General features: G+C 68.8%; 19 protein-coding genes, 1 tRNA gene and 1 pseudogene. 10 read left to right on the top strand and 11 right to left on the bottom strand.

Features of this window, described 5'->3' with window-relative positions; all coding sequences use genetic code 11:
* Positions 1-45: 45 nt before the first annotated feature.
* Both P3X83_RS26640 and P3X83_RS26635 read right to left on the bottom strand, forming a co-directional pair.
* Complete coding sequence (locus P3X83_RS26640) at positions 46-843, bottom strand: inositol monophosphatase family protein (RefSeq protein WP_277307955.1); 798 nt, start codon at positions 841-843, stop codon at positions 46-48.
* Entirely contained in the window at positions 840-1,823 is a 984-nt protein-coding gene (locus P3X83_RS26635; RefSeq protein WP_277307954.1) for a DUF5919 domain-containing protein, read from the bottom strand. Before P3X83_RS26635 ends, P3X83_RS26640 begins: the two co-directional genes overlap by 4 nt.
* A gap of 321 nt (positions 1,824-2,144) precedes the next feature.
* On the opposite strand from P3X83_RS26635, the gene P3X83_RS26630 reads away from it, so the two are divergent.
* From P3X83_RS26630 to P3X83_RS26590, 10 genes and pseudogenes are all read left to right on the top strand, one after another.
* Positions 2,145-2,549: a hypothetical protein gene (locus tag P3X83_RS26630; RefSeq protein ID WP_277307953.1), complete on the top strand. Its 405-nt coding sequence runs from the start codon at positions 2,145-2,147 to the stop codon at positions 2,547-2,549.
* Positions 2,524-2,799 carry a hypothetical protein gene (locus tag P3X83_RS26625; RefSeq protein ID WP_277307951.1) on the top strand — a complete coding sequence of 92 codons (276 nt, stop codon included), beginning with the start codon at positions 2,524-2,526 and terminating at the stop codon, positions 2,797-2,799. The genes P3X83_RS26630 and P3X83_RS26625 overlap by 26 nt, the downstream gene beginning before the upstream one ends.
* 327 nt (positions 2,800-3,126) lie before the next feature.
* Positions 3,127-3,855, top strand: coding sequence for a GntR family transcriptional regulator (locus tag P3X83_RS26620; RefSeq protein ID WP_277307950.1), 729 nt, complete (start codon positions 3,127-3,129; stop codon positions 3,853-3,855).
* Between the two features lie 120 nt (positions 3,856-3,975).
* The gene (locus P3X83_RS26615) at positions 3,976-4,422 is read left to right on the top strand and encodes a plasmid replication, integration and excision activator (protein ID WP_277307948.1); all 447 of its coding nucleotides are present in this window, start codon (positions 3,976-3,978) and stop codon (positions 4,420-4,422) included.
* On the top strand, positions 4,422-4,763 hold the full coding sequence (locus P3X83_RS26610; RefSeq protein WP_277307947.1) for a hypothetical protein: 342 nt from the start codon (positions 4,422-4,424) through the stop codon (positions 4,761-4,763). The genes P3X83_RS26615 and P3X83_RS26610 overlap by 1 nt, the downstream gene beginning before the upstream one ends.
* 157 nt (positions 4,764-4,920) lie before the next feature.
* Positions 4,921-6,294 carry an FtsK/SpoIIIE domain-containing protein gene (locus P3X83_RS26605; protein ID WP_277307946.1) on the top strand — a complete coding sequence of 458 codons (1,374 nt, stop codon included), beginning with the start codon at positions 4,921-4,923 and terminating at the stop codon, positions 6,292-6,294.
* Positions 6,291-6,881 (top strand): replication initiator, encoded by a 591-nt coding sequence (locus P3X83_RS43365; RefSeq protein ID WP_346742750.1) that lies wholly within the window; start codon positions 6,291-6,293, stop codon positions 6,879-6,881. Before P3X83_RS26605 ends, P3X83_RS43365 begins: the two co-directional genes overlap by 4 nt.
* A pseudogene (locus tag P3X83_RS26600) lies at positions 6,782-7,864 on the top strand (replication initiator); the annotation flags it as partial. The gene P3X83_RS43365 and the pseudogene P3X83_RS26600, both read left to right, overlap by 100 nt.
* A gap of 64 nt (positions 7,865-7,928) precedes the next feature.
* The gene (locus P3X83_RS26595; protein WP_277307945.1) at positions 7,929-8,051 is read left to right on the top strand and encodes a hypothetical protein; all 123 of its coding nucleotides are present in this window, start codon (positions 7,929-7,931) and stop codon (positions 8,049-8,051) included.
* Positions 8,051-9,214, top strand: a complete 1,164-nt coding sequence (locus tag P3X83_RS26590) for a site-specific integrase (protein WP_277307944.1) — start codon at positions 8,051-8,053, stop codon at positions 9,212-9,214. The genes P3X83_RS26595 and P3X83_RS26590 overlap by 1 nt, the downstream gene beginning before the upstream one ends.
* A 67-nt stretch (positions 9,215-9,281) precedes the next feature.
* Here P3X83_RS26590 and P3X83_RS26585 read toward each other — a convergent pair.
* The 9 genes from P3X83_RS26585 to dnaA all read right to left on the bottom strand — a co-directional run bounded on the left by P3X83_RS26585 (position 9,282) and on the right by dnaA (position 22,160).
* Positions 9,282-9,355: transfer RNA gene (locus P3X83_RS26585), tRNA-Ile, on the bottom strand.
* A 143-nt stretch (positions 9,356-9,498) separates the two neighbouring features.
* A complete protein-coding gene (locus P3X83_RS26580; RefSeq protein ID WP_277307943.1) occupies positions 9,499-10,146 on the bottom strand; it encodes a DUF3566 domain-containing protein in 648 nt (215 codons plus the stop codon).
* Positions 10,147-10,503: 357 nt separating this feature from the next.
* Positions 10,504-13,050: a DNA gyrase subunit A gene (gene gyrA, locus P3X83_RS26575; protein ID WP_277307942.1), complete on the bottom strand. Its 2,547-nt coding sequence runs from the start codon at positions 13,048-13,050 to the stop codon at positions 10,504-10,506.
* Positions 13,051-13,100: 50 nt separating this feature from the next.
* Entirely contained in the window at positions 13,101-15,044 is a 1,944-nt protein-coding gene (gene gyrB, locus P3X83_RS26570; RefSeq protein ID WP_277307941.1) for a DNA topoisomerase (ATP-hydrolyzing) subunit B, read from the bottom strand.
* A 424-nt stretch (positions 15,045-15,468) separates the two neighbouring features.
* Entirely contained in the window at positions 15,469-16,038 is a 570-nt protein-coding gene (locus tag P3X83_RS26565) for a DciA family protein (protein WP_277307940.1), read from the bottom strand.
* Positions 16,028-17,233 carry a DNA replication/repair protein RecF gene (recF, locus tag P3X83_RS26560; protein ID WP_277307939.1) on the bottom strand — a complete coding sequence of 402 codons (1,206 nt, stop codon included), beginning with the start codon at positions 17,231-17,233 and terminating at the stop codon, positions 16,028-16,030. The genes P3X83_RS26565 and recF overlap by 11 nt, the downstream gene beginning before the upstream one ends.
* A 120-nt stretch (positions 17,234-17,353) precedes the next feature.
* Positions 17,354-18,292: a phosphogluconate dehydrogenase (NAD(+)-dependent, decarboxylating) gene (gene gnd, locus P3X83_RS26555; RefSeq protein ID WP_277307938.1), complete on the bottom strand. Its 939-nt coding sequence runs from the start codon at positions 18,290-18,292 to the stop codon at positions 17,354-17,356.
* 182 nt (positions 18,293-18,474) lie between these two features.
* Positions 18,475-19,608: a DNA polymerase III subunit beta gene (dnaN, locus tag P3X83_RS26550; RefSeq protein ID WP_277307937.1), complete on the bottom strand. Its 1,134-nt coding sequence runs from the start codon at positions 19,606-19,608 to the stop codon at positions 18,475-18,477.
* Between the two features lie 599 nt (positions 19,609-20,207).
* A complete protein-coding gene (gene dnaA / locus P3X83_RS26545) occupies positions 20,208-22,160 on the bottom strand; it encodes a chromosomal replication initiator protein DnaA (RefSeq protein WP_277307936.1) in 1,953 nt (650 codons plus the stop codon).
* Positions 22,161-22,188 lie beyond the last annotated feature (28 nt).

The following is a 22,188-nucleotide window of genomic DNA, read 5'->3' as shown; positions in this document are numbered from 1 at the left end:
GCGCGGAGCGCCGCGCTTGATACCTATGAGAACAATTCGGCAGAGCTATGCGCCTGATTCGGCGAGGACGGCGATGAGCTGGCTGAGGATGGCCGGGGCTGCGGCGATGGTGGCCGTTGAGCGCATGGTGTGGGGGCGGCCTGTGGCGTCGGTGACCAGGGCTCCGGCTTCGCGGGCGATGGCGACTCCTGCGGCGGTGTCCCAGGGGTTGTTGGAGAGCATGACGCAGGCGTCGGTCTTGCCCTCGGCGACCCAGGCCAGGTCGATCGCGGCCGAGCCGTACATGCGGACGCGCTGCACGCGGGCAGCGAGGTGGTGGGTGAGAGGGACACGGACGCGGTTCTTGCGTTCGGCGTTCTCCCCTACCGCGTAGTCGCCGAGGGACACGATGGCGGCGTCCAGGTCGGCGACTCCCCCGGTGTGGATGGGGTCGTCGTTGCAGGTGGCCCCGTGGCCGTCGGCGGCGGCGTAGAGCATGTCCAGGAACGGCAGGTCGATGACGCCGAGGATGGAGCGGTCGTCGTCGATGAGGCCGAGGGAGATGCCGCACAGGGGGATGCCGTGGGTGAAGTTGGCGGTGCCGTCGATCGGGTCCAGGGCCCAGAGCAGGCCGCCGCCGTCGCGGATGATAGGGCCTTCCTCCTCGCCCAGGAAGCCGATCTCGGGTGTCTCTTCGGTGAGGAAATCGCGGACGGCGTGCTCGACGGCGAGATCGACCTCGGTGACCATGTCGCGATCCCCCTTGAGGCTGATGGTCTTGGGGGCGTGGGTGCGGACGATTTCGTGGGCGATGGCCACGGCCCGCCCGGCGATCGGCAGCAGGGCTTTGGTGTCGGTGGTCATACGGGGCGGCTCCGCTCCCACAGTGAGGTGAAGACCTGGTCGAAGATCGGGAACAGGCCCTCGGCGGCGGTGTTGTCGCTGATCACGAAGGTGGGTGAGTCGACGCCCCGAGCCTGGGGCAGGTAGGGCTGGACGACGCAGGTCGCCTGGTCCACGATCAGGATGTTGAATCTGATGGTCTCGTCATAGACAGCGATCTGAAGCCGCTCGGCGGCGTCGGAGGTCAGGCGGGTTCGGAGCCTGGTCAGGATGCCGATGTTCAGGGCGGTCAGGGTGGTGAGACCGGAGTCGGTGTATCCCTCTTCGGCTTCCCTGGCTTTGATGGCCTGACCGTGTGGGTCCAGGAACAGGCAGCGGATGTGGGTGCCGCCGTCCAGGAGTCGCCGGAGCTGGTGGTCGGGGTAGCTCTGGCAGAGGATGTTGAGGGAGAGGCCGGCGGCGCTGATCCGTGTGGCTCCGTCGAACAGTGATGAGGGCGGGTAGGCGGCGGTGAACGCCGATCGGCTGCTGAACACCGCCGTCACATCCGCGAATCGCGGGCCGTCCTCGGCAGGGAGCGGGGCCGGTTCCTGCCGGGGTGCGGGCACCTCGACGACGGCCGATGCGAAGAGTTCCTCGGCGGTGCGGTCGGGGAACATCGCCTCCAGGACGCGGCAGTGCCCGGAGTACGGCAGGCCCTTCAGCTCACCGGACAGCCAGCGGTGAAGTTGCGTACGGCTGGGCCATTTTCCCATAAGAGTACGATCAACCGTCTGCGCGGCTTTGTCGTATTCCGCACAGAAGGTGCTGTACGTCTGCCAATGGCGCTGGCGAAGCAGCGTCTTCAACAGAATCGGTGGTTCGGCCACCGCCTGCGACTGGGCTTGTCCGGTCATCGTTTTCCAGCGTAACCACGCTTCGCGTCCAAGACGACACGAAGACGAAACGATGAGGAACAGCACGGACGAAGAAGACGCATTCGCGCGGTCGAGACGCGACATGGCCCGGCACGATCCTTTAGCCATGGCTGAGGGGTGTGGACACTGTGCGGGCCGGGGCTGGAAGTACGTCGCTGCCCGGCGTGGTCTGGTCGCCGACGGCTCCACCGAGGTCATGCCTGGGGAGCGAACCCGGACCGCCTGCCTGTACTGCCGCGATGCCGGTGATCAGGCGGCGGCGGGCGGGATGACCGTCGACACGGTGTCGGCTGACCCATCGACCGAGATCCCACCGTTCGGCCCGGCCCCGGTGCCATCGGCCCCCGAAAAGGGTCGCGGAAGGTCCGGGCCGCACAACCGGTCGTGTTAAAGGAGGTAAGACTTGTGCGACCCGCGAAGGACACCGTCGTATTCAGCCTCTGGCGTGGCGATGAACGAATCATGGGACGGTATGGCGAGAAAGCATCACCTGCGATACAGCTAGCGGAACGATTGCAGGTATTACTGGCGGAGTACGGTATTAGTACTGATCTGCACGCCGGAGATCGTATTGCACTGGTGTCGCTCTGGACGGATCTTGTCGTGTGGACCGACGGAACATGCGTGCGCTGGTGGAACGGCAAGGTCTCGCCTCGTACCCGGCGGTTGCTCTTCACCAACTACAACGCCGACGACCTTCCGGCCGCCGCGCGCACCCTCACGCGCCGCTACCAGGTCCTGCGAAGCAAAGATCACTTCTACGGCTTGGAGGCCGCGCATGTGGATGGGTCCACAGTGGAACCGCAGTGAGCATCCACCCCCCACAGCGGAGGAGATCGCGGTCACCCGCGCGATCCTCGCCCGGGCCCGCGCCTCCATCGCGGTGATCGTCGCCCGCCATCCCAACCCCTACGCCGTCGACCTGGTGCGAAGCTGGGACCTGTCCCGCGACGCCCTGAACGACGCCGCCCACCGACTCGACCTTCCGCCGGTGACCGACGCGGAGTGGCACATGATCACCGACCAGCGCGGCAGGACGTGCAGTCCCTCTCCCTCATAGGGAATGCAAGGGAATCTCTTCCCACGTCACCGCGCTCGCCGGGCTACGCCACGGCCCGTTCCGCCCCCAGGTCGCTGCATACCGCGACCTGCTCAGCAGTGTCTGCTCGCCTCGCGTATCCACCAGGGTCCTACCGGATGCGTCACTCACACCCTGGGGCAGGCTGACGAAGCCGAGGGCACGCGTTGGCACGCGCTCGGGGGCGGCCTCGGCATCGGGAGTGCGGCGCGGCGTTCTGATCAGCGCATTCGCGGAATTCGGTAGGGGCAGACATCGGAACTGATCGCAGGTAGCCTTAACGACAAGTCGAGTTGTTGTGAGGTCGTCATGGCGCCCGAGGAGTACGCACCACCGAAATATGCCCGGATAGTGCAAGCGATCAGGCGAAAGATCGACGATGGCACGTATCCCCCTGGCTCGCTGCTGCCTTCCGAGACTCAACTCGTACGGGAGTTCTCCGTCTCCCGGCCCACGGTTGTGCGCGCGCTGCAGGTACTGCAACTGCGGGGGGTCATTGATCGCGAACACGGCAAGGGCTCCTACGTCAAGGCCGCCCCTCCCATCCCTGAGGAAGGAACGCGGCCGGGCCGCGCGGCGCTCGACCGTATCGAAGCGGACGAGAGAGGCAGCGTGATCGACTCAGGCGAGCACCAGGCCCCCGCCGTCGTCGCGAACCTGCTGGGCGTACCCGTCAAGTCCGCGGTGGCGATGCGACGTGTTCTGTTCTCCGATAACGATCAACCGATCGACCTTTTGACGATCTGGACGCCTGTGGACGTGGCGCAGGGAACGGCGCTTGGAGGGTTCGAGCCTCTGAACGTCGGCATACGCAATCACCTGCAAGCCGCGAAGGGCGTTCGGCTCACCAATGTGGTGGAACGGCTCGCTGCGCGACATCCAACGAGCAACGAGGCCAAGCATCTCGGCCTAAGCAGGTCCGCCGCCGTCCTGACCGTGCTTGCCAGCGTCTTCGACTCCAGCGCTCGGACTGTGCTCGTCGCCGACCTCGTCATGCCAGGTCATCTCCATGAGCTGGAAGACGCCTATCCACTCTAGTGTGATGTAAGTCACACGTGCTGGCCGCCAACTCGCCTTGTCGAGTGCGCTCACAGTGGGTACCGTTCTGGCAACTCGACAATACGAGTTGTCGAGTAATCGAGATCATGGAGATTGACCATGGCACTGCACGGCCCCATCCCCGTCACCTTCGCCCACCTGTTCCCGCACGGCTGCTACCTCGTCGGGGAGGTCGAGCCCGTCAAGGACTTCGACGCCTCCACCCGCGAGCGGTTCGTGCAGTCCCGCGACAAGCACACCGGCGAGCCGGTCTGGCAGGTCGCGGTCATGGACGCCGACCCGACGCTGAAGGCGGCGCGGAAGACCGTGTCGGTGAAGATCCTCGCCGCCGAGCAGCCGGTCCTGCCGCCTGCGGTCGCCGGGCTGCCGTTCACGCCGGTCGAGTTCGACGACATCACCGTCACGCCGTACGTCCACTCCGGTACCAACCGGCTGGCGTACTCGATCCGGGTCCGTGCCGTCCACGCCCCGCGCGCCACCGCAACCGGTACCGCGCCTGCCACTACGACCGGCAAGGTCGCGGCTGCCGGAAAGGACGCCGCGTGATGACCACCCAGATCGGGCTCTCCGACGTCGTGCCGGTCATCGACCCGTACACGTTCCTGACGATCTCCATCGAGGCCGATGGGGCGACCTCGGTCGGGGTGACGTTCCGCACCCCGTACCTGCGGGTCGGCACCCTCCTGGTGGACGGCGCCCGGCCGTGCCTGGACCTGGCCACCGACCAGGCCCGCGTGTCTGTCTCCACTACCGGCGGGGTGATGGTCACCGCCGATGACCTGGCGCTGGCCCGCCGGTTGCACGCCGCGACCGCGCGGTACCTGGCCGACTGCGAACGCCTCCACCGGCACAACCAGCACGCGCGAAACGGTCGCGGCGCGGCCTGAACGGTCTGGGCGGGACCGCCGAAAGCGCCAACTTCCGGCGGCCCCCAAACGATCTCTCCCGATGCTCCACATCACGAGAGGACCCGAAGTCTAATGTTCAAGAAGCTGCCCGGCGACGAGGCCCGGAGCCTCGTCCACCACCCCCGACACCGCCGTGGTGTTCCGCCCGGCCGTCGTCCGTACCCCCGCCGTGCTCACCATCGTCATCACGATGTGGCGGCTGCTGGCCGCGTGCGTGCGGCTGGTCATCGCCCACCCCATCGCGGTCGGTGCAACGACAGCGCTGGGCGGGCTCACCGTCGCGTTCGGCTGGCAGGTCGCCGCCGTCGCGCTGGCGTCGATCGCCACATGTCTGACCGGCTGGGCGTTGATCGATCCGGCCGTCTTCGCCCGCTGGATCGGAATGCCGTTGCTGGCGTTCTGGCGACGCGTCTGGGTCTACCGGCGGCACTGGCAACCCGCCATGATGATCTCCGGCCTGGGCCGTCACCTGCGCGGCCGGGACTACCTGCCCCACCTGCTCCGCGTGGCCTGCACGTCCTGGTGTGACCAGGTCACCGTCAAGATGCTCACCGGCCAGGCCGTCAAGGACTGGGCCGACCGCGCCGAGCACCTCGCGCACGCCTTCGGCGCCCCCTCCTGCCGGGTCGCGATCAGCCGGGCCGGACGCCTCACCTTGACCTTCCTCCGCCGTGACCCGCTCGCCGTGCCACTGCCCGCGCTGCCCATGCCCCGATCGGCGGACGTGGTGACGGCGGTGGGGGCGGTGGAGATCGGGCGGTATGAGGACGGCACGCCCTGGCGGCTCAACCTGCACGGCACGCACGTCCTGGTCGCCGGAGCGACCGGGGCCGGCAAAGGCTCGATCATCTGGTCGGTGATCCGTGGCCTGCTGCCCGCCGTCCGCGCGGGGCTGGTGCAGATCTGGGCGCTGGACCCCAAACGGATGGAACTGTCCTACGGCCGTGCCCTGTTCGGCTCCCGCTACGCCGCCGACCCGGCCGACTGCGCTGATTTGCTGGAAGACGCCGTCAAGTTGATGCAGGAACGAGCCGACCGGTTCGCGGGCCACCGGCGCAACCACACCCCCACCACCGATGGCCCGTTCATCCTGGTCGTGGTGGACGAGGTGGCGTTCCTCACCGCCTACCAATCCGACAAGGGATTGAAGCTGCGGATCACCGCCGCTCTGGCGACGCTGACCACGCAGGGCCGGGCGGTCGGTGTCGGCGTCCTGGCCGCCCTCCAGGACCCGCGCAAGGAGGTCATGAACATCCGCAACCTGTTCCCCGACAAGATCGCCCTCAGACTGGACGAGTCCGAGCAGGTGGACATGGTCCTCGGCGACGGTGCACGGGACCGGGGAGCGCTCGCCGACCACATCTCGCCCATCCCGCGCCTGGGGGCCGGGGTCGCCTACGTCCGGCTGGAGACCTCCCCCGATCCGGTCCGGGTCCGCGCGGCCTACGTCTCCGATACCGACATCCGCGCCATGACCGCCGAGCACACCGTGGGGGGCGAGGCCGAATGAACCCCGATCGCTCGCTTCCCCGAGCGGTCCGCCAGGCCATGCCACAGGCCCGCGACGTCGCCATCGAGGTCGCCAAGCAGCACGGGGTGTGCATCCGCCCCGTCCCGCTGCGCAGGACCGACACCCGCACTGGAGCATCCGAGATCATCGACGTTCCATGCGGGGCCACCCTGGAAGCGGTGTGCGAGCCGTGCGCCCGGCGTAACCGGCAGCTTCGCATGGCGCAGTGCCGGGAGGGCTGGCACCTGGAGGACGAACCCGCCATCACCCCCGACCCGCCGAGTGAGGCTCAACGGTGGCTGGTGGAGTTCCGCGCCGACGTCCAGGCCCAGCGCGACCACGCGCCGACAACGGGCAGGACACCGCCGATCTGGACGCGGCCATCGCCGGGATCGACGCCGAGATCAACCAAGCCGGGATGCGCGGCAACGTTCTCGGCCGTGCCACGGGCAAGCGCAACCGCTCGACCCGGCGCAGACAGGACGCCCCTGACCTGCCCAAGCGGGCGATGGCGGCCACCGCCCTCGGCCGGACCTTCACCGGCCCCGGCGGCAAGACCTACCGGCCCTCGCTGTTCCGCACCCTGACCCTGCCCTCCTACGGCAAGGTGCGCGATGGCGTGCCGATCGCCCCGGATACCTACGACTACGCCCGCGCCGCGCGGGACGCGCTGCACTTCTCCAAGCTGATCGACCGGTTCGTGCAGAACCTGCGCCGGGTGGCCGGGTATGACGTGCAGTACTTCGCCACCGTCGAACCGCAGAAACGGCTCGCGCCGCATCTGCACATGGCCATCCGGGGCACCCTCCCAAGAAGGGAGATGCGGCAGATCGCGGCGGCCACCTACCACCAGGTGTGGTGGCCCACCACCGACCGCGTGATCTTCGAGGGCGATCACCTGCCGCAGTGGGAGGACGGCGCGGGCTACCTCGACCCGGCCACCGGCGAGATCCTGCCCACCTGGGAACAAGCCCTCGACGACGTAGTCGAACCGGCCCACGTGCTGCGCTTCGGCGACCAGCTCGATGTTCAGGGCGTGCTCGCCGGTACCCCCGATGCCGACCAGGCGATCCGGTACCTGACCAAGAGCCTCGGCGACACCCTCGACGACATGGACCCGGCCCCGGCGTGAGCATGTGGCGCGGCTGGTGGAGGCTCTGCGCTACGAGCCCTGCTCGCCGTCCTGCCCGAACTGGCTGCGCTACGGCGTCCAGCCCAAGCACGCCAACCCGGCATGGTCCCCGGACGGTGCCGGGGCAAGGCCCACAAGCCCGGCCACCTCGGCTACGCGGGCCGCCGCGTCCTCGTGAGCCGCAAGTGGTCCAACAAGACCCTTGCCGAGCACAAGCAGGACCGCCGCACCTGGGTCCTGCAAGCCCTCGGCCTGGATAACGAACCCACCGACCCACACCGCTACACATGGAAACCCGTCCCGGCCGGAGACGGCAACGTACCACCGCTGGCCGTACGGCTCCTGCGCTCCATCAGCGAACGCCAACGCTGGCGCGAACACCTGCGCCGGTTGGAAGCCAGCGCACTCGGTCTTTCGGCAACTCCCGAAGCGGCATAGGAGCAGCGATGGACGGACCCGTTCTCACAGTCGATGAAGCCGCCGGCCAGCTCCGCGTCAGCCGGTGGACCCCTACAAGTTCATCCGCACGGGACAGCTCAAGACCCTCAAGGCCGGTCGACGTCGGCTCGTGCCGGTTGCCTCGATCACCCAACTCATCGATCAGCTCATGGAGGACGCGGCGTGATGACCACCATCCCGGACGAGCGCAAGAAGAGAAGCCGACGGCGGCGGGCCAACAACGAGGGGACCGTGTACCAGCGGGCGGACGGCAAGTGGTGTGGACAGGTGTACGTCCTCATCACCGATGGCACGGAGAAGCGCAAGACCGTGTACGGCAAGACCTCCGACGAGGTGCGCGCGAAGATCGACGATCTCAAGATCAAGTCCAGGCGGGGCGTTCCCGCCGCTGACCGTCCGTGGAAGGTGGGGGAGTACCTCGACTACTGGCTCAACGAGGTGGCTCGCCACTCGGTCCGCAGGACGACCTTCGCCAAGTACGAGACCATGGTCCGGCTCTACCTCAAGCCGGGGCTCGGCCGTAAGAAGCTCGACCGCCTGACCGTGGCCGACGTTCAGGGGTTCCTCAACGGCAGGCTCAACGGGGACCACGCGATCGGCACCATCCATGCCATGCGGAACGTCCTGAGTACCGCTCTCACCAGGGCCATGCGTGAGGAGATCCTGAGCCGCAACGTCGCCCGGCTGGCGACCCTCCCACCCATCGAAGCCAAGCGCGATCAGCCGTGGACGGCGGCCGAAGCGCGGGCCTTTCTCCAGGTGGCCCGCTTCGATCCGCTGTACCCGGCCTTCGTACTGCTCCTGGTGTACGGCCTGCGGCGCGGCGAAGCCCTCGGCCTCCGCTGGGCCGACGTGGACTTCGACGAGGACCAGGTCCACATCCGCCAGCAGCTCATTCGCGTCGGCACCGACCTGCACGAGGCACCCGTCAAGACGCGGGCGAGGAAACGCTCGCTGCCCATGGTGGGCATCGTCCGGGAGGCCCTGGAGATCCAGCGAGGCGGGCAGAAGATCCGCAGGGAGCGTGCGGGGGAGAGCTGGGTGGAGACCGGGCTCGTGTTCACCACGAAGTCCGGCCGTCCGATCGAGCCGCGCAACCTCGCCCGCTCGTTCGCGCGCATCATCGCGGCCGAAGGGCTCCGGCCGATCCGGGTCCACGATCTCCGGCACACCGCAGCGTCGTTGCTCAAGAAGCTCGGGGTCGCTCCCCGCGATGCGATGGAGATCCTCGGCCACAGCCGGATCGCGGTAACGATGGAGATCTACACGCACGGCGACGAGGAGAGCCGCCAGAGCGCGATCGGCAAGGTCAACGACCTGTTCACGTGAAGGCCGTTGCAGTACGCGTTGCAGCAAAAAGCCCCGGAGCTTGATCGCTTCGGGGCGTTTGTCGATGTGGGGCTACCAGGACTTGAACCTGGGACCTCTTCCTTATCAGGGAAGCGCTCTAACCGTCTGAGCTATAGCCCCTCGTGGTGCGGCCCACCGAGGTTATCGCATCAGGGGGGCTGAGGCGAACCGGTGGCCGTTGGGGAAAAGCTTACCGTGTTTCGCTGGGTGGGTGGGCCGTTGCCCCCGCGGGTGGATGCCCGCGGGGGGTGGGGCTGGGAAGGTCACTCGGCCTCGCTGAAGGTCACCTCGACGCCGCCGACTACGTCGGAGGCGAGGTTGTAGATGACCGAGCCGAGGGTGGCCAGGGCGGTGATGAGGACGACGTTGATCGCGCCGACCAGGGCGGTGAAGCCGAGGATGCGGACCGGGTCGAACCAGGCCGAGGCGTCGATGGCGTTGGTGGCGTTGCCGTCCGGGTTGGTGAGCTGGTTGACGGTGTCGATGATGGAGTCGAAGACGCCGACGGCGCTCAGCACGCCGTACAGGACGGCGACGGCCACGAACAGGATCACGAAGCAGACCAGCGACACCACGAAGCTGAACTTCATGGCGGACCAGGGCTCGATGCGGCGGAGCACCAGGTGGGCCTTGCGCGGGGCACGGCCGCCGGCGCCCTTGCCCTGCTTGGAGCCCGAGGTGGAACTGGAGGACGTGAGGGAGTCGCCCAGGCCGCGCAGTTGGAGGTCGGACGAGCGCGCGCCGTCTCCCGAGGGGGCGACCGGGCCTGGCCGTCCTGGGTTCTGGGTGGGTGCCGAACCGGGCGGGGCGGGCTTCACCCCGGAGCCGCCGCGGGCGCCCGCCGGGCCGTTCGGGCTCTTGCCGCCGAGCGAGCCGGCAGCGCCCGGACCGCCCGGACCGGGGCCGGGCACGCCGTGCGGACCACCAGGGCCACCAGGGCCACCAGGCCCACCCGGGCTGCCCTGACCGGGACCGCCGTGCGGACCCCCCTTGCCGCCGGGCCCGCCCTGAGAGCCGGGGCCACCCGGCCCCTTGGAACCGTGGCTGCCCGGGCCGGGAGATGGAGACTCCGCCACCTCGGTTCTATCACTTTCGGTGGTCTTATCCATTTTCTCCGTCACCTGGTTACGCGGTACTGAAGCAGCGGCCGGGGGCTTGCGCTGCGAGTTCCCGCCCGAACCTGCAGAACCCGCGGCGCCCTGGCCGGGGCCACCCGGCCCCTTGCCCGGCCCCGCGCCCCCGCCGGGTTTCGCCTGGGCGTTCATGGACTAGTCTCCTCCCCCGGAAGCCTCGGAAGCTCCGGAAGCTTCAGAAACCGCTTCTTCTCCCCCGGAAACAGCATCTTCCACAGTCTCCAACGACTCCGCGTTGCGGGCGAGGGCCACGACGCTGTCGCCCTCCGCGAGGTTCATCAAACGCACTCCCATGGTCTGACGTCCCGACTGCTTGATCTCCGCGGCGCTCGTCCGGATCACCCCTCCAGCGGACGTGATGGCGAAGACCTCGTCCTCGGGGCGGACCATGACCGCACCGACCAGCTTGCCACGGGCACTGACGATCTTCGCTGTCAGGACTCCCTTACCGCCTCGTCCCTGCACCGGATACTGATCAGCGGGGGTGCGCTTGGCATACCCGCCCTCCGTGGCGATTAACACATCATCGCCGTCTCCGACCACATTCATCGACAAAAGCTCGTCTCCACCGACGAATCGCATGCCGATGACCCCGCTCGTGGCCCGGCCCATGGGACGCAGGGCCTCGTCGGAGGCGGTGAACCTGATCGACTGGGCGCCCCGGGAGACCAGCAGCAGGTCGTCGTCCTCGGAGACCAGCCGGGCGGCGATGACCTCGTCGTCGTCGCGCAGGTTGATGGCGATCAGACCGCCGGAGCGCGGCGAGTCGTACTCCGCCAGGCGGGTCTTCTTCACCAGGCCGCTGCGGGTGGCGAGGACCAGGTAGGGAGCGACGGAGTAGTCGCGGAGGTCGAGGACCTCCATGACCACCTCGTCGGGCTGCATGGCCAGCAGGTTGGCCAGGTGCTGGCCCCGGGCGTCGCGCGCGGCGTCGGGGAGCTCGTAGGCCTTGACCCGGTAGACGCGGCCCTTGTTGGTGAAGAACAGCAGCCAGTGGTGGGTCGTGGTGACGAAGAAGTGGTCGACGATGTCGTCCTGGCGGAGCTGCGCGCCGCGCACCCCCTTGCCGCCGCGCTTCTGCGCCCGGTACAGGTCGGTACGGCTGCGCTTGGCGTATCCGCCCCGCGTGATCGTGACGACCATGTCCTCCTCGGCGATGAGGTCTTCCATGGACATGTCGCCGTCGTAGGCGATGATCTCCGTCTTGCGGTCGTCGCCGTACTTGCCGGCGATCTCGGTCAGCTCGTCGCCGACGATCTGCCGCTGCCGCGCCTCGGACGCGAGGATGTCGTTGTAGTCGGCGATCTGCGCCATCAGCGTGTCGTGCTCGTCCTGGATCTGCTGGCGCTCCAGGGCGGCGAGCTTGCGCAGCTGCATGTCCAGGATCGCCTGCGCCTGGACCTCGTCGATCTCCAGCAGCCCCATCAGGCCCTGCTGGGCCACGGAGGCGGACTCGGAGGCCCGGATGAGGGCGATGACGTCGTCGAGGCGATCCAGGGCCTTCAGCAGCCCGCTCAGGATGTGCGCCCGCTCCTCCGCCTTGCGCAGCAGGTAGCGGGTGCGCCGGACGATGACCTCGATCTGGTGCACCACGTAGTGGCGGATGAACTGGTCGATCCGGAGCGTGCGCGGCACGCCGTCGACCAGGGCCAGCATGTTGGCCCCGAAGGTGTCCTGGAGCTGGGTGTGCTTGTACAGGTTGTTCAGCACGACCTTGGCCACCGCGTCGCGCTTGAGCACGATCACCAGGCGCCGACCGACCCGCGCGGAGCTTTCGTCGCGGACGTCGGCGATGCCGCTGACCTTGCCCTCGCGCACCAACTGCGCGATCTTCAGCGCCAGGTTGTCCGGGTTGACCTGGTAGGGCAGCTCGGTGACGACCAGGCACTGCCGGCCCTTGGCGTCTTCCTCGAACTCCGCGACCGCCCGCATGGTGATCGAGCCGCGGCCGGTGCGGTAGGCCTCCTCGATGCCCCGGCGTCCCACGATCAGCGCGCCGGTGGGGAAGTCGGGGCCCTTGACCAGGCCGACGGTGGCGTCGAGCAGCTCCTCGTCGGTGGCGTCGGGGTGCTCAAGACACCACTTGACGGCCTCGGCCACCTCGCGCAGGTTGTGCGGCGGGATGTTGGTGGCCATGCCGACCGCGATTCCGCCCGAGCCGTTGACCAGCAGGTTCGGAATGCGGGACGGCAGGACGGACGGCTCCTGCGAGCGCCCGTCGTAGTTGGGCTGGAAGTCGACGGTCTCCTTGTCGATGTCGCGCAGCAGCTCCATCGCGATCGGGGCCAGCTTGGCCTCGGTGTATCGCATGGCCGCCGCCGGGTCGTTGCCCGGAGACCCGAAGTTGCCCTGGCCGTCCACCAGCGGGTAGCGCAGCGACCACGGCTGCGCCAGCCGGACCAGCGCGTCGTAGATCGAGGTGTCGCCGTGCGGGTGGTAGGACCCCATCACGTCACCGACGACGCGCGAGCACTTGAAGTAGCCGCGATCGGGGCGATAACCGCCGTCGTACATGGCGTAAAGGACACGGCGATGCACCGGCTTGAGGCCGTCACGCACGTCCGGCAGCGCCCGCGAGACGATGACCGACATCGCGTAGTCCATGTAGCTGCGCTGCATCTCGGACTGGATGTCGACCGGCTCGATGCGGTCGGCCGGAGGAGTGGTGTTCACTTCCGTCACGGGATCAAGGTTCCTTTTCTCATACGAGTCCGCCCAGGTCGTCGTCGACGTCAGACATCGAGGAAGCGGACGTCACGCGCGTTGCGGATGATGAAGTCGCGCCGGGCCTCGACGTCTTCGCCCATGAGCACGCTGAACAGTTCGTCGGCCTGGGCCGCGTCGTCCAGTGTGACCTGCAGCAGCAGACGCGTGTCGGGGTTCATGGTGGTGTCCCACAACTGGGCGGCGTTCATCTCGCCCAGACCCTTGAACCGCTGCACGTTGTCGCGCGGCCGAGGGTCCTGCTTGCCCGCGGCGATGCCCGCCTCGATGACGGCGTCGCGTTCCTTGTCGGAGTACGCGTAGGAGGCGTCGTCGCCCCGGCGGTCCCACTTGATCTTGTACAGCGGAGGCTGGGACAGGTAGACGTGACCGGCCTCGATCAGCGGGCGCATGAACCGGAAGAGCAGCGTGAGCAACAGCGTGTTGATGTGCTGGCCGTCCACGTCGGCGTCGGCCATCAGGATGATCTTGTGATAGCGCAGCTTGGCGATGTCGAACTCGTCGTGCACGCCGGTGCCGAGCGCGGTGATCAGCGCCTGGACCTCGGCGTTCTGCAGGACCTTGTCGATCCGCGCCTTCTCCACGTTGAGGATCTTGCCGCGGATCGGCAGGATCGCCTGAAAACGCGAGTCGCGGCCGCCCTTGGCCGAGCCGCCCGCCGAGTCTCCCTCGACGATGAACAGCTCGCACTTGTCGGGCTCGCTCCACTGGCAGTCGGCCAGCTTGCCGGGCAGGCCGGACCCGGACTCCAGCAGCGACTTGCGCCGGGTCAGGTCGCGCGCCTGGCGCGCGGCGATCCGCGCCCTGGACGCCTGGAGCGACTTGTTGATGATCTCCTTGGCCTCGCCCGGGTTGCGCTCGAACCAGTCGCGCAGGTGGTCGTTGCACGCCTTCTGCACGAACGACTTGGCCTCGGTGTTGCCCAGCTTCGTCTTGGTCTGCCCCTCGAACTGCGGGTCCGCGAGCTTCACCGAGATGATCGCGGTGAGCCCTTCGCGGATGTCCTCGCCGCTGAGGTTGTCGTCCTTGCCCTCCTTGAGGAACCGCTGCTCACGCGCGTAGCGGTTGACGATCGACGTCAGCGCCGCGCGGAAGCCCTCCTCGTGGGTGCCGCCCTCGGCGGTGTTGATGGTGTTGGCGAAGGTGTAGACCGACTCGGTGTAGCTGCTGTTCCACTGCATGGCGATCTCGACGGAGATGCCCTCGCTGTGCGACTCGAAGTCGACCACCGAGTTGTGGACCGGCTCCTTCTTGGAGTTGATGTGCGAGACGAAGTCGGAGATGCCGCCCTCGTAGCAGTAGGTCACCACATGCGGCTCGCCGTTGATGTGGTCGGCCCGCTCGTCGCGCAGCGTGATCGTGAGGCCCTTGTTGAGGAAGGCCATCTCCTGGAAGCGGCGCGACAGCGTCTCGAAGTTCCACGTGGTGGTCTCGAAGATCGTGTCGTCGGCCCAGAAGGTGATCGACGTGCCGGTGTCGGCGGCCGGCTCGCCCTTGGCCAGCGGCGCGGTGGGCCTGGACTGGTCGTAGGACTGCCGCCAGTAGTGGCCCTCGGTGCGGATCTCGACCGCGAGCTTGGAGGACAGCGCGTTGACCACCGACACGCCGACGCCGTGCAGGCCGCCGGAGACGGCATAGGACTTGCTATCGAACTTTCCGCCCGCGTGCAGGACCGTCAGCACGACCTCGACCGCCGGCCGTCCCTCGGCCTCGACGATGCCCACCGGGATGCCTCGGCCGTTGTCGATCACCCTGACGCCGTTGTCGGCCAGCAGCGTGACCTCGATGTTGTCGCAGACGCCTGCCAGAGCCTCGTCGACGGCGTTGTCCACGACCTCGTAGACGAGGTGGTGGAGCCCGCGCTCACCAGTCGAGCCGATGTACATGCCGGGGCGCTTGCGGACCGCCTCCAGCCCTTCGAGTACGGTGATTGAGCTAGCGTCGTAGGACAAGTGCAAATCCTCCTGCCGCGGACACGCGGCGGGGAGGACCACGAAAAAACGTGCTCCCAGCCGTGCCCGTCACCGATGTGAGTGCCCCGATGCGTTCACCCAGGGGAAGCGGCCGTGCATGCCGGGGTGACGCGCAAGCGGACGTGTCCGGAATCGCTTTCATTCTACCGGCCCCAAGCGCATGATGTGGCATTGACGGCCCCTGTGATGGCCCTGTCGGGCGTCGACCCCTCTCTCAAGAGTCCCCCCACAGAGATGGGGGTCATCGCCGCAGACGGCTCGCTGGCCCATCCAGCCGTAATTTCGGGGGTTCGAGGGCCGCCGGCCGGGTGATGCTCGCCGCCGCCGGGGCCGCCACGCGCGGGACGGACATCTCTCCGCCGGGGCCCGGTGCCCGTCGTACGGCGAACCTCCCACCCTGTCGCTATCCGTACGTGTCGCGTGACCCTTTGCTGCCGGTGACCCGCAGCCCGCCCCTCGGACGCGGCCCCCGCTGCGGCCCCTGGACCTTCACCCGCCGCACGGTGCCCTCGCCGAGCTCCTCGTTCAGCCGCCTGACCAGCGTCGCGGCCAGCAGGCGCACCTGGGTCGCCCACGCCGTCGAGTCCGCCGAGACGACGACCTCACCCTCCGTGAAGGTCTCCGGCTTGGTGTGCGCGGCCAGGTCGGGGCCGACGATGTCGCGCCAGCGCCCGAACACCCCGCCCACCGCGACCTCCTGCTCCCACCCCCGGAAGGCGAGCAGGTCGCGGATCGCGCTGCCGAGCAGTTGCGGATCGGCGGCGTCACGGCCCACCCCGGCGCGCCTGCGCCGAGGCTCACGGCGGGGAAGCCGGCCGCGCCGTTCCGCGTCGGCCTTCGCCTGCGCGAGCTTCTCCCTGGCCAGCGCCGCGCCCCGGGCGGCGATCCGCTCCGCGGACTCTCTCGGAAGCTCTGACCCTCTCGGAAGCCCCGACTCCCTCGCGGGCCCGCCGGGTGTGGACTCAGCCGACACGGGTCACGCTCCCCTCCGCGACCTGGAACCGCACGCCGGTCAGCTCGGACGGCACGTCCTCCGGCACCGCCGCGGTGACCAGCACCTGCTCCGCGCCGCCGACGGTCTCCGCCAGGCGACGCCTGCGCTGCGCGTCCAGCTCGGCGAACACGTCGTCGAGGATCAGCACCGGGTCGCCGCCGTCGGCCCGCAGCAGGTCGTAGGCGGCCAGCCGGAGCGCGAGCGCGAACGACCAGGACTCCCCATGGCTGGCGTATCCGCGCGCGGGCAACTCCCCCAGGCTCAGCAGCAGGTCGTCCCGGTGCGGCCCGACCAGCGTCACGCCGCGCTCCATCTCAGCGTCGCGGACCTCGAGCAGCCGGGCCCGCAGGCGTTCCTCCAGGACGGCACGCTCCGCCGTCGTCTCCGCCTCGCCGTCCTCACCCCCGGCGTGGGTGCCCCGGTAGGACAGGCCGACCTCGGCCGACCCCGGGGCCAGCGCCGCGTACGCCATCGCGACCAGCGGGCGGAGGACCTCCAGGAGTTCCAGCCGCGCGGCGAGCAGTTCGGCGCCGTGGCGGGCCAGGTGGGCGTCCCAGACGTCGAGCGTGCTGAGGACGTCGCCCGCTCCGGCCTCGGCGAAGCCGGACTCGTCGGCGGCCCGCCGCGTCGCGCGGTGGCCGTTGCGCCTGCCGGCGTGGCGGGCCGACAGCGCGGTGCGCAGCAGCGCGCCACGCTGCTTCAGCACCCGGTCGTAGTCGGCGCGGACCCCGGCGTACCTCGGGGCCCGCGCCACGAGCAGGTCGTCCAGGAAACGCCGCCGCTCGGACGGGTCGCCCTTGACCAGCGCGAGGTCTTCGGGGGCGAACAGCACGGTGCGCAGCAGCCCGAGGGCGTCGCGAGCGCGTGAGACGGGGGAGCGGTTGATCCGGGCGCGGTTGGCCCGCCCGGGGTTGATCTCCAGCTCCACCAGGGCCCGGCGGTCCTCCTTGATGACGGACGCGCGCACGACGGCTCTGGACGCCCCGTGGCGCACCAGCGGCGCGTCGGCGGCCACGCGGTGGCTGGACTGCGTCGCGACGTATCCGATGGCCTCGACGAGGTTGGTCTTGCCCTGCCCGTTGGGCCCCACGAGCGCCGTCACGCCGGGCCCGAGGGCCAGCTCGACGGACGGGTATGACCGGAAGTCGGTCAGCGACAGGTGGGCGACATGCACTCACGAAGGCTACTGGGCCACACGGCCCACCGGGGTCACACCCGTGTCGTCCGATATGTCACAGTTATCGGCGATCAGCCGACGATCATCGTGGCGATCATCTGGTGATCGGCGCGACGATCAGCCCGCCTCGCGAGGCGGTGCGACGTCGGCGCCCGGCGAGTCGGCGCCGAGCCCCTCGGCCCCGGCGTTCGCCGTGACGGCGTGCCCGCCGAACTGGTTGCGCAGCGCCGCGATCACCTTCATCGCGGGCGAGTCTGACTGCCGCGACCTGAACCGCGCGTACAGCGCCGAGGTGATCACCGGCAGCGGTACGGCGTGCTCCACCGCGGCCTGGACCGTCCAGCGACCCTCTCCGGAGTCCTGAGCGTAACCACGGAGGTCTGAGAGGTCGGGATCCTCATCCAGTGCCCGGACCATCAGGTCGAGCAGCCAGGAGCGGATCACGGTGCCGTGCCGCCAGCTCTTGAAGGTGCCCTCGACGTCTTCCACGACGTCGGCCGCCTCCAGCAGCTCCCACCCCTCGGCGAAGGCCTGCATCATGCCGTACTCGATGCCGTTGTGGACCATCTTCGCGAAGTGCCCGGCGCCGACCTTGCCGGCGTGGACGAACCCGCCGCCCTCCGGCTTGAGGGTCTCGAAGACGGGGGAGAGCGCCTGGACATACCGGTCCTCGCCGCCGACCATCAGCGCGTAGCCGTTCTCCAGGCCCCACACGCCGCCGCTGACGCCGACGTCGACGAACCCGACGCCCTTGACGGCCAGCTCCTTGCCGTGCTCACGGTCGTCGACGTAGTGCGAGTTGCCGCCGTCGATCACGATGTCGCCCTCGGACAGCAGCTCACCGAGCTGCCCGACGGTGGAGCGCGTCGGCCCGCCCGCCGGGACCATCACCCACACCGCCCGGGGCGGGCGCAGCCGCTCGACGAGGTCCTTCAGGCTCTCGGCGTCGCTGATCGCGGGATCGCGGTCGTACCCGACGACCTCGTGGCCACCACGGCGCAGCCGCTCGGCCATGTTGCCGCCCATTCGGCCGAGCCCGACCATGCCGATCTGCATACGAGCACCCCCTCGAAGGGTTTCCGCCTACGGTCCACGCCCCGAATACCCGTGGGCGGGCCGCCGAACCGGGGCCTTCGCCCGCCACCGTGGACAAAGCCTAGCCGTGGACGGAGCCCGGCGGGCCCAGGGCCCCGGATCTCGACCGGACGGCGGGGGGCCGGCCGCTCTCGGCCAGGGGCTCAGCCGGACAGCCGGATCGGCATGATCAGGTAGCGGTAGTCGGGGGCGGCGTCGGCGTCGGGTTTGCCGCCGGTGAGGATCGCGGGCTTGGTGGACGTCGTGAACGACAGCCGCGCCACGTCGGAGTCGATCGCGCCGAGCCCCTCCAGCAGGAACTGGTGGTTGAAGGCGATGTTGATCTCGTCGCCGTCGAACTCCACCGGCAGCGCCTCGACGGCCTGCGCCTCGTCGCCGCTGCCCGCCTCCAGCACCACCTCGTCGCCGCGGAACGCCAGCCGCACCGGCGTGTTGCGCTCGGCGACCAGGGCCACGCGCTTGACCGCCTCGACGAACGCGCTGGTCGCGATGTCGGCGTGGGCGGAGAACTCGGTGGGCAGCAGCGAGCGGTACTTGGGGAACTCGGGGTCGAGCAGGCGGGTGGTCGTGCGGCGGCCCGCGCTGGAGAACCCGATCATGCCCTCGCCGGTGCCGCCGGCGGAGCTGAGCGCGATCTCGACCTCGGCGCCGGTGGTCAGCGACTTGGCCGTATCGGCGAGGGTCTTGCCGGGGATCATCGCGATCGCCGAGAACTCCGGCTGGTCGGGCTGCCACTTCAGCTCACGGACGGCGAGCCGGTAACGGTCGGTCGCGGCGAGGGTCACCGTGTCGCCCTCGATCTCCATCCGCACGCCGGTGAGCATCGGCAGCGTGTCGTCGCGCCCGGCGGCGACGGCCACCTGGCCCACCGCGGACGCGAACACGTCGCTGCCCACCCGCCCGGCCGCGGGCGGCATGGACGGCAGCGACGGGTAGTCCTCCACAGGCATCGTCAGCAGTGTGAACCGGGCGCTGCCACAGGTGACCACGGCTTTGGCGCCGTCCACCACGAAGTCCACAGGCTGTGCGGGTAGCGCGCGGGTGATCTCGGCCAGCAGGCGGCCGGAGACCAGGACCACGCCGGGCTCACCGGTTTGCAGTTCGAGGGTCACCTCGGCGGAGACCTCGTAGTCGAAGCCGGAGAGCTTCAACCGCTGGTCGTCGGTGACCTCCAGGCGCATGCCCGCCAGGACCGGCACCGACGGGCGCGCCGGAAGGCTGCGTGCCGTCCATGCGACCGCCTCCGCGAGCACGTCTCGGTCGACTCTGAACATCACGTGGATCCGCCTCCTGTGGATCGGTTCTCGATGGGGGCGCGGGGATGTGCGCGTGGGCCCATCGGGTGTGGGTCAAGTGTCGCCTGTCCCGCACCTGGGTCGGGCGGGAACCCTTCTATGGGTTTTGAGTTTCTTGGAAGGAGAGATAACAGGTCATCTTCTTAGGGGCGGTGGATACTGTGGATAGAGGCCGTTTCCGCAGCTCATCACGGCTGTTTTCATCCACCGGACCTGTGCATGACGCCTGTTGGAAACTCGTTCGGCTGGGGATGAACGACGACTGTGCACAGGCCGTCCCCAGGTGAGGGGTCCGCTGTCCACCGTCGGTCCACAAGGTTTCCACCGGTTTTCCACGGGGTAGGTGTCCGGTTTGCGATTTGGTTGACCGTGTCTTCACAGGGCTTCCCCAGGTTGTCCACCAGTGGTCCACAACCTTTCCCCAGGATGTCCCCAGAGTTATCCCCACCCCATGTTCGGGATGTGTGCGCTCCGTAAGCGCGGTGCCGGGGCCCAAAAGCACTGTCCTGTCGGCCAAGTGGGGCATTCGAGACTGATCCACAGCGTTATCCACAGGCTGTGAATCGAGCGTCGCCGGGTGGTCACGCATCGCGGGACTGCTGTTTGATCCGGCCGGTCAGCTCGTTGACCTGGTTGTAGATCGACCGCCGCTCCGCCATCAGCGAGCGGATCTTCCGGTCGGCGTGCATGACCGTGGTGTGGTCGCGCCCGCCGAACTGCTGGCCGATCTTGGGCAGCGACATGTCGGTCAGCTCCCTGCACAGGTACATCGCGATCTGCCGGGCCGTCACCAGGACCCGCGACCGCGAGCCGCCGCACAGGTCGTCGATCGAGATGCCGAAGTACGCGGCGGTCTGCGCCATGATCGTGGCGACCGTGATCTCCGGGCTGGAGTCCTCGGTGATCAGGTCCTTCAGCACCACCTCGGCGAGCTGCAGATCCACCGACTGGCGGTTCAGGCTGGCGAACGCGGTCACTCGGATCAGCGCGCCCTCCAGCTCCCGGATGTTGGTGGAGATCCGGCTGGCGATGTACTCCAGCACGTCGCCCGGCGCGGCGAGCCCTTCCTGAATGGCCTTCTTGCGCAGGATCGCGATGCGCGTCTCCAGCTCGGGTGGCTGCACGTCGGTGATCAGCCCCCATTCGAACCGGTTTCGCAGGCGGTCCTCCAGCGTGACGAGCTGCTTGGGCGCCCGGTCGCTGGAGATCACGATCTGCTTGTTGGCGTTGTGCAGGGTGTTGAAGGTGTGGAAGAACTCCTCCTGCGTCTGTTCCTTACCCTCCAGGAACTGGATGTCGTCCACCAGGAGGATGTCCACGGCGCGGTACCTGCTGCGGAAACCGTCCGCCTTGTGGTCGCGGATGGAGTTGATGAAGTCGTTGGTGAACTCCTCCGAGCTCACGTAACGCACCCGGGCACCGTCGTAGAGGCTCTGCGCGTAGTGGCCGATCGCGTGCAGCAGGTGGGTCTTCCCCAGGCCCGAGTCGCCGTAGATGAACAGCGGGTTGTACGCCTTGGCCGGGGCCTCGGCGACCGCGACGGCCGCCGCGTGCGCGAACCGGTTGCTGGAACCGATGACGAATGTCTCGAACGTGTACTTCGGGTTCAGCCTGGCCGCTTCGCCGCCGCGCGCGCCGCGACCCTCCCAGCGGTGCTGGGGTGGCGGGGCGGCCTGCGGAAGCGGCTGCGGGGGAGCGGCGGGCGGACGACTCTGCTGGTCCTGGCTCTGCTCGACGACGCCGGGGGGCTTCGGCGGCTGCTGCTCACCGGGGTACGGCCGCGCCTCGCCGCCGAAGTCGTCCTCGGGAAAGGGGATCTCGCCGAAGCCGCCGGGCACGTCGAAGCGCTGCTGGGCGCCGTCGAAGGGGGGCTCGCCGTACCGTTGCCGGCCGCCGCCGGATTGTCCCTGCGCCGGGCTTTCGCCGTAAGGCCGGCCCGGCGCCTGAGTCGGGAAACCGCCGTGACCGCGCCCGGACTCGCCCCTCGGCTGCTCCCCCTGCCCCGACGGGCGGTAGTGCTGCGCGGGCTCGTCCCTATAAGGGGCGGGTCGTTGTGGACGGCCGGGCTGATCCTGTGGTTTGTGCTGTGGAAAGTCTGTGGACAACTGTGGATGAGGGGTGGGCCCGGGATATCCGCGCTGTCCGCCGAGACCCTGCCTGTGCTGGGGATCCGTAGGTTGTCCATAGGCGCGCGGTGGATTTCCACCCTGGGGATAACCCTGCTGCCTGCCCTGCGGATAGTCGGCCTGCCGCGCGTCCTCGTCTTCGGACTCGGCCGCCGAGGGGTCCACCGTGACCGCGACCCGCATGGCCCGGCCGAACTCCTGGGAGAGCGCGTGCGCGATCAGCGGGCGCAGCTTGCTCTCCAGCACGTCCTTGCCGAACTCGTTCGGAGTGGCGAGCAGAAGGGTGTCGTTGACCAGGCCGAGCGGACGCGTCATGGCGAGCCAGGCCCGGTAGTGCACGGGCACGTCGCCGTCGAGAATGCTGCCCAGCGCCCGGCCCCACACCGCGTCGAGATCGACACCGTCCATGGTTTCGGCTCCCCTCCTTCCTGCCGCG

Origin of the sequence: Spongiactinospora sp. TRM90649 (assembly GCF_029382225.1) — a bacterium.
Taxonomy (GTDB): Bacteria; Actinomycetota; Actinomycetes; order Streptosporangiales; family Streptosporangiaceae; genus Spongiactinospora.
This window is presented reverse-complemented; position numbering and strand designations above follow the sequence as displayed.

Excerpts from the sequence above, each read along its gene's own strand:
- P3X83_RS26640 (WP_277307955.1), bottom strand. The coding sequence starts at position 843 with ATGACCACCGACACCAAAGCCCTGCTGCCGATCGCCGGGCGGGCCGTG.
- P3X83_RS26635 (WP_277307954.1), bottom strand. The coding sequence starts at position 1,823 with ATGTCGCGTCTCGACCGCGCGAATGCGTCTTCTTCGTCCGTGCTGTTC.
- P3X83_RS26625 (WP_277307951.1), top strand. The coding sequence starts at position 2,524 with ATGGGTCCACAGTGGAACCGCAGTGAGCATCCACCCCCCACAGCGGAG.
- P3X83_RS26620 (WP_277307950.1), top strand. The coding sequence starts at position 3,127 with ATGGCGCCCGAGGAGTACGCACCACCGAAATATGCCCGGATAGTGCAA.
- P3X83_RS26615 (WP_277307948.1), top strand. The coding sequence starts at position 3,976 with ATGGCACTGCACGGCCCCATCCCCGTCACCTTCGCCCACCTGTTCCCG.
- P3X83_RS26610 (WP_277307947.1), top strand. The coding sequence starts at position 4,422 with ATGACCACCCAGATCGGGCTCTCCGACGTCGTGCCGGTCATCGACCCG.
- P3X83_RS43365 (WP_346742750.1), top strand. The coding sequence starts at position 6,291 with ATGAACCCCGATCGCTCGCTTCCCCGAGCGGTCCGCCAGGCCATGCCA.
- P3X83_RS26590 (WP_277307944.1), top strand. The coding sequence starts at position 8,051 with ATGACCACCATCCCGGACGAGCGCAAGAAGAGAAGCCGACGGCGGCGG.
- gnd (WP_277307938.1), bottom strand. The coding sequence starts at position 18,292 with ATGCAGATCGGCATGGTCGGGCTCGGCCGAATGGGCGGCAACATGGCC.
- dnaA (WP_277307936.1), bottom strand. The coding sequence starts at position 22,160 with ATGGACGGTGTCGATCTCGACGCGGTGTGGGGCCGGGCGCTGGGCAGC.